This window comes from Orbaceae bacterium lpD02, assembly GCA_036251875.1.
Lineage (GTDB): Bacteria > Pseudomonadota > Gammaproteobacteria > Enterobacterales > Orbaceae > Orbus > Orbus sturtevantii.
On sequence record CP133960.1, the window covers coordinates 1,090,566 to 1,103,218 of the forward strand.

The 12,653-nt window shown below is 36.9% G+C and carries 11 protein-coding genes; 2 read left to right on the forward strand and 9 right to left on the reverse strand.

The window, feature by feature from the left end; translation table 11 throughout:
- Nucleotides 1-68 precede the first annotated feature (68 nt).
- Genes RHO12_04830 through pmbA form a run of 3 tightly spaced genes read right to left on the reverse strand, consistent with a single transcriptional unit; the run spans nucleotide 69 to nucleotide 4,381 of the window.
- Nucleotides 69-1,280: a CinA family nicotinamide mononucleotide deamidase-related protein gene (locus RHO12_04830; protein WVD67105.1), complete on the reverse strand. Its 1,212-nt coding sequence runs from the start codon at nucleotides 1,278-1,280 to the stop codon at nucleotides 69-71.
- Nucleotides 1,273-3,003 carry a SulP family inorganic anion transporter gene (locus RHO12_04835; protein WVD67106.1) on the reverse strand — a complete coding sequence of 577 codons (1,731 nt, stop codon included), beginning with the start codon at nucleotides 3,001-3,003 and terminating at the stop codon, nucleotides 1,273-1,275. The genes RHO12_04830 and RHO12_04835 overlap by 8 nt, the downstream gene beginning before the upstream one ends.
- Before the next feature lie 10 nt (nucleotides 3,004-3,013).
- Entirely contained in the window at nucleotides 3,014-4,381 is a 1,368-nt protein-coding gene (pmbA, locus tag RHO12_04840; protein ID WVD67107.1) for a metalloprotease PmbA, read from the reverse strand.
- A 196-nt stretch (nucleotides 4,382-4,577) separates the two neighbouring features.
- Between pmbA and yjgA the strand changes: the two genes are divergently transcribed.
- Nucleotides 4,578-5,093, forward strand: coding sequence for a ribosome biogenesis factor YjgA (yjgA, locus tag RHO12_04845; protein ID WVD67108.1), 516 nt, complete (start codon nucleotides 4,578-4,580; stop codon nucleotides 5,091-5,093).
- A gap of 57 nt (nucleotides 5,094-5,150) precedes the next feature.
- Nucleotides 5,151-5,678 (forward strand): inorganic diphosphatase, encoded by a 528-nt coding sequence (gene ppa, locus RHO12_04850; GenBank protein ID WVD67109.1) that lies wholly within the window; start codon nucleotides 5,151-5,153, stop codon nucleotides 5,676-5,678.
- Between the two features lie 91 nt (nucleotides 5,679-5,769).
- On the opposite strand, the gene fabR is transcribed toward ppa, so the two are convergent.
- The 6 genes from fabR to argC all read right to left on the reverse strand — a co-directional run bounded on the left by fabR (nucleotide 5,770) and on the right by argC (nucleotide 12,389).
- The gene (gene fabR, locus RHO12_04855) at nucleotides 5,770-6,450 is read right to left on the reverse strand and encodes an HTH-type transcriptional repressor FabR (GenBank protein WVD67110.1); all 681 of its coding nucleotides are present in this window, start codon (nucleotides 6,448-6,450) and stop codon (nucleotides 5,770-5,772) included.
- Between the two features lie 12 nt (nucleotides 6,451-6,462).
- Nucleotides 6,463-7,386 (reverse strand): DNA-binding transcriptional regulator OxyR, encoded by a 924-nt coding sequence (gene oxyR / locus RHO12_04860; GenBank protein ID WVD67111.1) that lies wholly within the window; start codon nucleotides 7,384-7,386, stop codon nucleotides 6,463-6,465.
- 181 nt (nucleotides 7,387-7,567) lie between these two features.
- Nucleotides 7,568-8,953 carry an argininosuccinate lyase gene (gene argH, locus RHO12_04865; GenBank protein ID WVD67112.1) on the reverse strand — a complete coding sequence of 462 codons (1,386 nt, stop codon included), beginning with the start codon at nucleotides 8,951-8,953 and terminating at the stop codon, nucleotides 7,568-7,570.
- A gap of 210 nt (nucleotides 8,954-9,163) precedes the next feature.
- On the reverse strand, nucleotides 9,164-10,489 hold the full coding sequence (locus RHO12_04870; GenBank protein WVD67113.1) for an argininosuccinate synthase: 1,326 nt from the start codon (nucleotides 10,487-10,489) through the stop codon (nucleotides 9,164-9,166).
- A gap of 101 nt (nucleotides 10,490-10,590) precedes the next feature.
- A complete protein-coding gene (gene argB / locus RHO12_04875) occupies nucleotides 10,591-11,364 on the reverse strand; it encodes an acetylglutamate kinase (protein WVD67114.1) in 774 nt (257 codons plus the stop codon).
- A 14-nt stretch (nucleotides 11,365-11,378) separates the two neighbouring features.
- A complete protein-coding gene (gene argC, locus RHO12_04880; protein ID WVD67115.1) occupies nucleotides 11,379-12,389 on the reverse strand; it encodes an N-acetyl-gamma-glutamyl-phosphate reductase in 1,011 nt (336 codons plus the stop codon).
- Between the last annotated feature and the right edge of the window lie 264 nt (nucleotides 12,390-12,653).

The window sequence follows — 12,653 nt, forward strand, 5'->3', positions numbered from 1 at the left end:
ATAAAAGAGAAAGTCATCTATTGGACAAATAAATTTTATAAATAAAAGGAGTACAGTTATTCGTACAATTATCTTAAATTATAACTACAATGCTGAGCAGAATCGATTACATCTAGCCAAACATTAGGACCAACTAATGGTTGATTTGTTAGATAACGTCTTAAAGCATCAAGTGCAATTGCTGAAAATACCTGTTGCTCAGTTTGTCTATCATAGCGTCTACTTTTATAATTAAGCTGATAACAATATGTTTGCTTAGGCGTAACAAGTTTAAGGGTGAATTGGCTATTATCTTGGTTGAATTGACCTAAAAACAAAATTAATGCTTGAGGAAATTGTGTCATCAAGTCATTTAGACGGTGGGCAATATTATATGACACTTCAGATTTAACTAATGGTGCACCTTGATCATAAAGCTGATATGCAATTAGTCCAGCCGTTTGCTCCTCAAGCACAATCAATTTTTGCGACTTATCTTGCAGTAGCTGGCTGACGACAGTAGCAAGCCCTTGCGTACCTTCATATAATAAATTGTCACTAACTAATTGCTTTAACTGTTGCCATAGTTTATCCATTAATGGTTGCTCAGATATTTTGCCTGTCAATTTTAGTTCGATAATAGGCACTGCAGAACGATAACCGACATCAATACTGGCAGGGACCAATAGTTTTGCTTCAATTTCACTCGCTAAATCGCTCTCTGTTCGACCCATTGTAGTGAGCCGATAACATAGTGGCTTTATAATATTAGGCTGCATTTTTTTGATATCAGGTAGAATTTGATTTTCAATCATTACTTTAAATTCAGAAGGTACACCTGGCGTAAAAAATAGCACGCAGTTATTTATTAGCATTTTAAAACCACATGCAGTTCCGACTGGATTATCAATTATTGATGCGCTCTTCGGCAACATAGCTTGTTTTACATTAGCAGGCGGCATCTCTCTGCCTTTGTTAGCAAAAAATTGCGCTAAAATAATGAGCCATTCCTGACGTAAGATTAACTCTTCATTATTAGCTTTAGCCGCTGCTAGAGCACTTAAATCATCACTAGTTGGTCCCAATCCCCCGTTGATAATTAGAATATCATTCTCTTTACTACGCTTAATTAACGTATCAATTAACTGATTAAGGTTATCGCCAACAGTAAAGCGAGAGGTAATAGTAAAACCATGTTGAAATAAAAAATCAGATAACCATGAAGCATTGGTATCGGTAATTTGTCCGTATAATACTTCGTCGCCCGTGCTTACCATCTCAATTTTTAATATATTAGTCATCTTGCTCCTCAACATCGGCCATACTTTCTTTACTCAACACCATTTTCATTGAAAAATAGAGATCATAAGCGAACTCAATATAGTCTTTATCCATATTGATATTCATATCTTTAAACCAACGTTTCAACGTTTTTCGTCTTCCCGCTAAAATAAATACAACGTTACGTATTTTTAATGCTCGAACAAGCTCTTCAATACCGAGTAACACACTTACATCTTGATAAGTAAAGCAAGGGATCGTATCTACAATCACATATCCAACTTTTTCTGGTGATTCATCAACTAAGTTAATTATACGTTTTTTAAAATAAGCGATATTAAAATACGTTAATGGTGAGTTAAAACGATACATAATCGCGTTATCAATTGGCTTCACATTATTGCTTAAAGAATGAATTCTTCCATCAGTATCAACGCCTAAAAGCTGATCAGTCGGTCTAAAAATTTGCTTTAAAAATAAGAATAAACCAAGCAGAACAGCTAATGCCATGCCAGGAATAATGCCAATTAATAACACAGCAATAAGCGTTGCTAAACTTAAATAAAACGCATCTCGACTAAGTTTAAAAAAGCGAAGGATTGTTTTTATATCAATGAGTGACCACGAAGAATAAATAAGAATAATCGCTAATACCGCGGTTGGAATATACTCTAATGGCGATAATAAAAAGAAGACAATTAATGCAATCACAAGCGCTGCAACAATCGATACTAACTGAGTTTTACCGCCATTTACGTCATTTATTGCAGTTCTTGATGAAGTACCACTTACCACAAAACCATTTGATAATCCCGCTACAATATTAGCAATACCAAGTGCCCTAAACTCAGCATCAGCATCAGTATCATAATTATTTTTAGCCGCAAAACTGCGTACCGTTATCATCATACTAATAAAACAGATAACAGCAATATTTACTGAAGGGACAACCAGCTCGCGCATTAAACCAACATCAAAATTACCCCATGATACAAAGGAGAGCATTTCATTACTAAATTGACCAATAATGTTAACACCATGTTGGTCAAAACCAATCAACCAAGAGGCAAATGTCATGATAATAACAACGATTAATGGCCCTGGCCAACGTGGCCGTAGTTTTTTTATTCCGATCAATAACATCAGCGTTATTAATGAAATTAGTACCGTGATAAAGTGCATCTCTGGTACTTTTAGCGGGATATAAAATACTCTGGCGAACAAATTACCGAAGTCATAGCTAAAACCACAAACTTTAGCAAATTGATCCACAATAATAGTAATGGAGATCCCATTAAGCAAACCAATTAAAATGGGGCGACTTAAAAGGTCTGCTAAAGCGCCAAGACGCAATCTTCCAGCAATTAAGCACCAAATACCAATCATGATGGTCATAACAATAACTAACTGCCATCTCAAAATTGGATCATTTGCAGCTAAGGGAATAACAACAGCGGCAACAACCGCGCAAGTTGCTGTATCTGGTCCAATAATAAGCTGCCTTGAAGAGCCAAACAGCGCATAAGCAACTAAGGGTAAAATCGTTGAATAAAGTCCCGCTATTGCACCAACTCCAGTTAAATCAGCATAGGCAATTGAAACGGGTAATGATACAGCGGCAACGGATAGACCGGCTCGAAGATCGTAACTTAAGTACTCTCTACGATAATTGACTAAACTTGCAAGACCAGGGATCCATTGCAATAATTTTTGAAAAAATAGCTGATTGTCGAATTTTCCCATATCAAATCACTTATTTCCCTGCAATACTCATTTTTTCAATCAGTATTGAACCGCATTGAATATTGGTTCTTCTTTCTATGTCGCTACCAATTGCAATAATATTGCTATACATATTAGATAAATTATCCGCAATAGTGAACTCGTTAATTGGGTATTGAATTTGCCCGTTTTCAACCCAAAAACCACTAGCGCCACGCGAATAATCACCAGTCACCAAATTGACACCTTGTCCCATTAAAGATGTAACCACAATACCGCGATCCATTATTTTTAATAGCTGGGCAAAAGTGGGCATTAAGTGAGTGCTTTTTAAACGCCAATTATGAATGCCCCCCGCATTACCGGTGCTTGTAAATGTTTTTTCTTGAGTTGATAACTTTCTAGCAGAGTAACTACTAAGTAAATAAGTTTGTAAGATACCATTGTTAATAATATCTTTATCAAAGGTACGAATCCCATCACTATCAAAAGGTGCTGAACCAACCTCTTTTAATAAATGAGGTAACTCTTTTATGGTTAACCAGTTAGGTAAAATTTTTTGACCGATTTTATCGAGTAAAAAAGATGATTTTTTATAGATTGCACTACCGCTAATTGCCGAAGCAAGATGACCGATTAATCCTGTTGCGACTTCAGCACTAAATAGCACAGGTACCTGCATAGTCGCTATTTGCTGAGCACCTAAATTGGCAATAGTTTTATCAGCCGCTTGTACACCGACTGATTCAGCCGATTTTAATAAGTTAATATCGCGCGATGACGTATATGCATAATCGCGCTCCATCTGCCCATCGCGCTCAGCAATCACCGAACATGACAAAGCATGTGAACTCGCGCGATAGCCTTGTAACATCCCTTCGCTATTACCATAGACATGAATACCATAGCTACTATTAAAATGACCGCCATCACTATTGATAATTTCTGTATAATTTAATGCGGTCATTTCCGCTTTTGCCGCTTGCTTTATTGCTTCATCAACATTGAGAGCGCTTGGATAAAATAGATCTAAATCGGGACAATCAAATGCCATTTGTGATTTATCACCTAAACCAGAATAAGGATCGGCAGACGTATACTTCATGATCTCAATGGCCATATTTATGGTTTGTTCTATTGCTTGCGGCGAGAGATCATTCGTTGAAGCATTACCTTTTCTCTGATCTTGATATACCGTAATTGCTAATACACCATCACTATTAAACTCAATATTTTCTGTTTCACCTAAACGGGTACTAACATTAATGCCTGTTGATTTATTTATTGCAATTTCAACTGAATCGACTTTCTTTTTAGCAATGTCGATCGCATTAGCGACTACGGATTCCAACTGCTGCTGTTCTTTATAAGACTGATTTTTTATGTGTAAAGTATTCATTAATAGCATCCGGATATTGTGCGTCAACACTTTTGTATGATAAAAATATTATTGTTTAACATGATTTTAAATAAAAATAAATTATATAGTAGCAATTTTTATTTAATTTCTGTCTTTGTTTTAATGATACGTTATAATAATACAATTAGCATTTATCATTTACATCAATTTAATAATATTTATTTAAAGATAACCTATGACACCATTTGAAAATGAAAATAGCAACGACGATGAAGAGATCATCTATGTCAGTAAAAGTGAAATAAAACGTGATGCAGAAGTCTTAAAAAAGCTTGGAGTAGAACTTGTCCAACTAAGCAAACTTGAGCGAGAAAAAATCCCGTTAGACGATAGTTTAGTATATGCAATTGAACTGGCTCAAAAAATCAAAAAAGAGGGTTATCGCCGCCAAATTCAATATATTGGCAAGCTTTTGCGTAGTCGTGATATTGATCCGATCAAACAAGCACTAGATAAATTAAAAAATCGCCATAATCAACAAGTCGTGCAATTTCATAAAATAGAAAAACTTCGTGATCAATTAATTGAGACAGGTAATGCTGAAGCTATCTTAGCTATTTATCCAACTGCCGATCGTCAACAATTACGAAACTTAGCTAGACTTGCTAAAAAAGAACTTGATGAAAATAAACCGACCAAATCAGCAAAACAAATTTTTCAATATTTAAAACAATTGAGTGAAACAGAATAATCTTTATAATAGACGTGCTTTTTTAATAAAATTAGAACTAAATCCGAGGACGAATAAATGGGACTATTAAATGTACCAGCAGGTAAATCATTACCTGATGATATTTATGTTGTAATTGAAATTCCAGCTAATGCTGACCCGATTAAATATGAAGTAGATAAAGAGTCTGGCGCAGTTTTTGTCGATCGATTCATGTCAACAGCAATGTTTTATCCCTGTAATTATGGTTATATTAACCACACTCTTTCACTTGATGGCGATCCGGTTGACGTGCTAGTACCAACACCTTACCCTTTACATCCAGGTGCAGTGATTCGTTGTCGCCCTGTTGGCGTATTGAAAATGACTGATGAGTCAGGTGAAGATGCCAAGCTAATTGCCGTACCCCATACTAAATTATCTAAAGAATATGATCATATTAAAGACATAGATGATTTACCTGAGCTGTTAAAAGCACAAATCAAACACTTCTTTGAACACTATAAAGATCTTGAAGCAGGAAAATGGGTTAAAGTTGATGGCTGGGAAAATGCTGAAGCGGCTCGCAAAGAGATTGTTGAGTCATTTGAGCGAGCGAAAAAATAACCTGTTCATTTATTAAAACGCCTGCTTTAATCCTAAATAGTATTGCCTAGGCAAGATTAAAGCGGGCTGTTTAACTTTATACCACAATTAATTATCGTAATTTTATTGCATCGATTTCATCAATATTCTGCTTTTTCAATAATTCACGATGATATAAATAATAAGCACCACGCGATAGCATCCGTAACTGGAAAATAAGATTATCAATTAATTTCTGTTTTTGTTCTGGCTCAAAATCAATCGCATCAGCACCGGAGTTAAACACAATTGTAACCATTGCCTCAGCTTGGGCTTCATTATAGCGACGAGGCATGCTATTAGCATTGTCTAAATAATCAGCAAGTTCAACAATAAAATGCTGGATCTCTCTTGCTATCGCTGAACGAAATGCTGCAGATGTCCCAGCCCTCTCGCGTAACAATAATAAAAATACTTTGGAATTGTTATCTATAAACTCAATAAATGTCGTTACTGATGTTTGAATAACACTTCCTCCTTTTTCAATTCGTTTACGCGCTTGGCGCATTAACTGACGCAGTGTTAAACCACTTTCATCAACCATTGCAAGACCAAGCTCATCCATATCACGAAAATGGCGATAAAATGAAGTTGGAGCAATACCAGCCTCACGCGCAACTTCTCGTAAGCTTAAACTGGCAAATCCTTGTTCTGCATTTAACTGATTAAATGCAGCATCAATTAAAGAGCGCCGCGTTCTCTCTTTTTGTATTGCTCTAATACCTGATGACTGAGGACATTTAGTACTTTTCATAACCTACAAATGTTAACCTTTTTTTAAAAGCAGCGCTTTCTCAGCAAAAACTTCGGGCATACGAGCTCGAATTTTCTTAGCAACTTGCTCGTAGCGAGAACGTAGCGGTGAACCAGGACGATAAATTAATGCAATTGAGCGTGATGGAATAGGATCAACACAAGGAATATAACAAATATTATCGCGAATTTTTTCATTTGGGGCGGCAAGTTCAGGGAAGAGAGTAATACCTCGTCCAGCTGAAATCATACTACGCAATGTTTCAAGACTTGTTGCCCTAAAACGTTTATCTTCTTCAATACCTGCTTGAAAGCAGTAACCCAAAGCGTGATCACGAAGACAGTGCCCATCTTCAAGCATCAAGAATTTTTCGCCACGCAGCTCTGATAAATTAATACATTTCTTTTTTGCTAATGGATTACTTGCAGGCACAGCTAAAAACATAGGCTCATCGAATAGATGTAACTCAATAAATGGATTGGTTTCCTTGACTTGCGCTAAAATCACGCAATCTAGCTTGCCTTGCTCTAGCTGTGAAACTAACACGTGCGTTTGTGCTTCATGTAAATAGAGTTCCAAAGATGGATAAGCATCATGCAATAAGCTAATAATGTGAGGTAATAAATACGGCGCAAGTGTTGGAATGAGGCCTATATGCATAGGGCCAGACATGTCTTCCCCTTGTTTACTAGCCATCTCTCGAAAAACCTGCACATTTCGTAAAACTTCTCGCGCTTGATCAACAAGCATTAACCCTGTTTGAGTAAATAATACTTTTCGGCTTGTCCTCTCGAGTAGCATAACACCGAGTTCATCTTCTAATTTCCTAATCTGTCCACTTAATGTTGGTTGACTCACATTACACGAATCTGCTGCTTTACGAAAATGGCGATATTCAGCTAATGCAACAAAATATTCTAAATCACGAATATTCATGACGGCCCCCGACGGCGTTGTTTTTTATAGAGTGAAAACACAAACATAGTAATAAAGCATAACTAATCATTATTACGCTATTACTATAATTACGCTCATTCTATACGATTACGCCCTGCAAATTAAGAGTTAATTATTAATATCTTAAATAAAAATTTAATAATAATTTTACATTTTTTCATTAACTTACTGAATCATTTAAGCTATTCTTTGCTTTTTTGATTGCAGTCGAAATTTGCATTGGAGCCACGCCGCCTTTAGCGCTACGCTTATTTAAACATGAATCGATTGATAAAATAGCATAAACATCTTTTTCAACCACCGGACTAAATCGTTTAAACTCATCAATTGTTAACTCTTCAAGGGCTTTTTCCTTAGCAATTGCATAGACAACTGCTTCACCAACGATATGATGAGCTTCACGAAATGGGATCCCGTTCGCAACTAAATAATCGGCAAGTTCAGTCGCATTTGAATAGCCTTGTTTTGCTGCATCAAGGCACTGTTGATAATTTATTTTAATATCATTTAGCACTAATGTAGCCATCGTTAAGCATTCATGCCAAGTATCTAACGCATCAAATAATCCCTCTTTATCTTCCTGCATATCTTTATTATACGCTAAAGGTAAGCCTTTAAATGTCATCATAGCTCCAGTCAAGGCCCCAATAACCCGTCCAGATTTACCGCGAATGAGTTCTAACGCATCGGGGTTTTTCTTTTGTGGCATTAACGATGAACCTGACGTAACACGATCAGATAATTCAATAAAATTTGCTTCACCGCTATTAAAAATAATGAGATCTTCAGCAAAACGCGATAAATGATTCATACCAATTGTAGCATTTGATAATAGCTCCATTACATGGTCACGGTCAGAAACAGCATCCAAACTATTGTTGGTTGCACCGGCAAAACCAAGATTTTTTGCTAGTAATTCACGATCTATTGGATAAGCGGTACCCGCTAAAGCGCCAGAGCCTAACGGGCTAATATCTAAGCGCACTAAGGTATCTTGCATACGACCTTTATCCCTCGCTAACATTTCAAAATATGCTAAACACCAATGAGAAAATGTAATTGGCTGCGCGCGCTGTAAATGAGTGTAGCCTGGCATTACAGCATCTTGGTATTGCTCAGCAGTATTAACTAGTTGCTGCTGTAAATGCTTAATTGCCTGAATTAGGTAATTAACTTCAACCTTACACCATAGCTTAAGATCAGTTGCAACTTGATCATTACGGCTACGACCAGTATGCAATTTCTTACCTAAATCTCCGACTTTTTCGATAAGTTTTTGTTCAACCCAACTATGAATGTCTTCAGCGTCGCTTTGCAAAATTTGTGTCTGATCTTGTTGTACCGAGGCAAGGAGTTGATTAAGAGCGTGCTCCAAACGCTGTTGTTCATCAGCAGATAGGATATTGACTGTCACTAATGATTTTGACCACGCAATAGAGCCGAGAATATCTTGCTCAACTAAACGATAATCAAAACGTAATGAATCATTAAAATGTTTAAAGCGCAGATCTACTGCTTGGCTAAAACGCCCACCCCATAATGCCATAATCACCTCATAATATTTATTCAATTTTTATTTTTTGAGTCGAATTTATTCGACTACATTTATCATTACTAACATCATTATTTTGAATCAACTGGCAAGCAGAGCCATTTTATGGCGTACTTCTGACCAATTTATGCCGCATAGCAAAAAGCTAAAGGCGATTATGACATCGCCTTATTATTTATACATATTAAAAGCAATTAATTAATGCTACTTTTTCTTTGCTATTTTTGTTGATATTTTAGCCTTTGTTTTTGGTGTAGAGATAACTTTAGAGCTGGCTTGTTTCGCTGGTAACTTTTTAGCGTTAACTGTTTTGTTGTTCGCATCACTATTTAACGCTCGGATACGTGATGACAATGAAAACAAGCGAATAAATCCGCCAGCGTGGCTATGATCATATACCTCATCTTCACCGAAAGTCGCAAACTCTTCATTGTATAAACTATTTGGCGATTTTTTCTGGACGGCTGTCACATTACCTTTATAAAGTTTCACGACAACTTCACCATTCATCTCTTCGGCTAAAACATCTGCTGATGCTTGTAGTGAACGACGATAAGGTGCAAACCAACGACCATCATAAACCACATAAGCCATTTCTAAGCCTAATTGTTCACGCCATTTAAAACTATCACGATCAAGTACCAATTGCTCAAGCCCGCGTAAGGCAGTCATCATAATCGTACCACCTGGCGTTTCATAACATCCACGTGATTTTATACCGACTAGACGGTTTTCAATAATATCAACGCGACCAATCCCATGCTTAGCGCCAATTTTATTTAGCGTTGCAACACAGTTATAAGGAGATAATTTTTTACCATTAACTGCAACAACCTCACCTTTTTCGATACCAATTGTAACTATTTCTGCTTTGTTTGGCGCATCTTCAGGTGAAACAGTCCAAGCCCAGCAATCAGCATTGGATTGATTCCAAGTACTCTCGAGTACTCCACCTTCGGTTGAAATATGCCATGCATTTTCATCACGGCTATAAATTTTTTCAATAGTTGCCGTAGTAGGAATTTTACGCTTTTTAAGGTAATCGATTAATGCTTCACGTGAACGCAGTTCCCATTCACGCCAAGGCGCAACAACTTTCAGTTGTGGTGCGAGTGCGGTATAGGTTGTTTCAAAACGAACCTGATCATTTCCTTTACCTGTCGCGCCATGACAAAGAGAGTCGGCACCAACTTCTAACGCATATTCCACTTGAGCTTTGGCGATAATTGGACGAGCCATTGATGTGCCTAAATAGTAGGTTCCTTCATAGAGAGCACCTGTCTTAAGCACAGGATAAACATAATCCTTAATGAATTCTTCTCGTAAATCAACAACACGACAAGCCACCGCACCAGAAGCTTTTGCTTTCTTCTCTACATCAACAAGCTCTTGTGGATCTTGACCTACATTAGCAACAAAAGCATAGACCTCACAGCCTGCATAATTTTCTTTAAGCCAAGGAATGATTGCTGATGTATCTAAACCGCCCGAGTAAGCTAAAACGACCTTTTTAATTCCACTTTTTTTCATGTTATACCCTTTATGAATTTATACACTCTAAATAAAAGTACTCACCGAATTAACACTAGCTAATCAATAGACTATTGACATAGCTATATTTACTATACGAGTTAGGTAATGATACGGGTGCCAATTGGCGTACCATTAAACAGCTCAATTAGCTGCTCACTATCTTTCCAGCTAGCAATATCAATTGAACGCCCTAATATTCTTGCCGCTTCAAATGCTGATTTTACTTTAACAATCATGCCATCAGTAATAATACCTTGTTCAATTAATTTATCCGCTTGTAGTTGAGTTAGTGATGCTATGCGCTGTTTATTTTGGTCTAAGACACCGACAACATCGGATAGTAATACTAAATCGGCATTGATTGTTTTGGCAATTGCCACCGCAGCATGATCGGCATTAACATTCATTAAATGCCCTTCCTCGGTAATACCAATTGAGCTAATAATGGGTAAATAATGGTGAGCCAATAACATATTAAGTAATTTATTATCCCCAGGAAACACGTCCCCCACACAGCCCAAATCAGTAGAAATTTGTTTAACTACCGAACTATTACCATCACCTAATGATAAGCCAATAGCTAATAATTGGTGCTTTTTTGCTTCGGCAAGCAACGTCTTATTAGCACTACCTGAAAGCGCACCAACAATAATGTCGATTTGATCGCTCGGTGTTACACGCAAACCATTTCGTCGAACTACAGGCAGAGCAAGCTTAGCCATTAGCTCATCAACCACACAACCGCCACCATGCACAATGACTAAAGCGCGCGAGTACTCTTTTTGGTAATGTTTAATAATAGTAAATAATTTATCAAGTGCGTCTTTCGTATCGAGCAGCACACCGCCTAACTTAATGACTAATGGACTCATATTATCCCCTAACCTTAAAGTAACGACATGGTTTCATCAAAACCAAAGCGAATATTCAAACATTGCACGGCTTGCGCAGCGGCGCCTTTTAATAAATTATCTTCAACTGAGATTAAAATTAGCTGGTTACCCTTTAGCACAAAACCAATATCACAATAGGGCAAACCAACTACCGATTTTAATGCTGGCCAATCTTTCTGATAAACTCTAATTAACGGTTTGTGTGCATAATATTTATTTAATGCAGCTAGAATATCATCAGATGTCACACCATCATTAACCCGACAAGTGATCGTTGCATGAATTCCTCGTTTAAAGCTGCCCAAATGTGGGGTAAAAATCACCTCTTGACCTAAATGACTTGCAATTTCAGGTTGATGCCGGTGAGTAAATAAACTGTAAGCATGTAGACTAACTTCACAAAAATGGTTTTTCAATGAGGCTTTACGCCCTGCACCACTTACTCCACTTACCGCATTAATTACAGGCCATTGAGAAGTATCGAGTAAGCCTTCGGCTAAAAGTGGCTTTAACGGTAATTGTGATGCGGTTGGATAACAACCAGGAACGGCAATTAATCGCGCCTGTTTGATGTTTTGTTCATTCCATTCAGCAAGCCCGTAAACAGCTTGATCAAGCCATGTTTGATGTTGATGGGTAAAACCATAAAACTCAGTATAAAAATCGGCAGAGTTAACGCGAAATGCACCCGACAAATCAAACACCGTACAACCACACTCTAAAAAATAAGGCGCTATATCATGGCTAACTGCATGTTCGGTCGCTAAAAAAACGATATCAATATTATTGATAATTGCAGAATAATCGCTAGTTGCAAGCAGAGGTAAATCAACCAAGCCTTTTAGTTGTGGGTGTAAATCAAAATCCGAAATCAATTTACCCGCATCAGTACTTTTTTCTGATACTGTTAGAGCCGCTATTTCAATATGTGGATGTCGATTTAGGTAATAAGCAAGTTGCGCACCTGCATAACCACTTGCTCCAACAATTAGCGCCTTTAACATAACGATTCCTATCATTTATTAATATAAATTGAATGATAGAATAATAGATTTGCAAGCATAACTCAATATAAAAATGAATTTTTATTCATTTTTATTGAATTTTTATTTAACAATTGACGCTAAAAATAGACTTTGTTGTGCATAAAAGAAAATAAAGCATAGTTCAGCTAACTTTTGCACGATAAACTAGCTATTTCAAGCAGAAATGGTGGTAAATGTAGCGTGAGCTCAGAACCAACAAGAGCGCTGAGCATAGATAATGAG

What these genes read in the sequence shown, in the direction of transcription:
- yjgA (WVD67108.1), top strand. Translation starts at nt 4,578, where the DNA reads ATGACACCATTTGAAAATGAAAATAGCAACGACGATGAAGAGATCATC.
- oxyR (WVD67111.1), bottom strand. Translation starts at nt 7,386, where the DNA reads ATGAATATTCGTGATTTAGAATATTTTGTTGCATTAGCTGAATATCGC.
- RHO12_04870 (WVD67113.1), bottom strand. Translation starts at nt 10,489, where the DNA reads ATGAAAAAAAGTGGAATTAAAAAGGTCGTTTTAGCTTACTCGGGCGGT.
- pmbA (WVD67107.1), bottom strand. Translation starts at nt 4,381, where the DNA reads ATGAATACTTTACACATAAAAAATCAGTCTTATAAAGAACAGCAGCAG.
- argB (WVD67114.1), bottom strand. Translation starts at nt 11,364, where the DNA reads ATGAGTCCATTAGTCATTAAGTTAGGCGGTGTGCTGCTCGATACGAAA.
- argH (WVD67112.1), bottom strand. Translation starts at nt 8,953, where the DNA reads ATGGCATTATGGGGTGGGCGTTTTAGCCAAGCAGTAGATCTGCGCTTT.
- RHO12_04830 (WVD67105.1), bottom strand. Translation starts at nt 1,280, where the DNA reads ATGACTAATATATTAAAAATTGAGATGGTAAGCACGGGCGACGAAGTA.
- fabR (WVD67110.1), bottom strand. Translation starts at nt 6,450, where the DNA reads ATGAAAAGTACTAAATGTCCTCAGTCATCAGGTATTAGAGCAATACAA.
- argC (WVD67115.1), bottom strand. Translation starts at nt 12,389, where the DNA reads ATGTTAAAGGCGCTAATTGTTGGAGCAAGTGGTTATGCAGGTGCGCAA.
- RHO12_04835 (WVD67106.1), bottom strand. Translation starts at nt 3,003, where the DNA reads ATGGGAAAATTCGACAATCAGCTATTTTTTCAAAAATTATTGCAATGG.
- ppa (WVD67109.1), top strand. Translation starts at nt 5,151, where the DNA reads ATGGGACTATTAAATGTACCAGCAGGTAAATCATTACCTGATGATATT.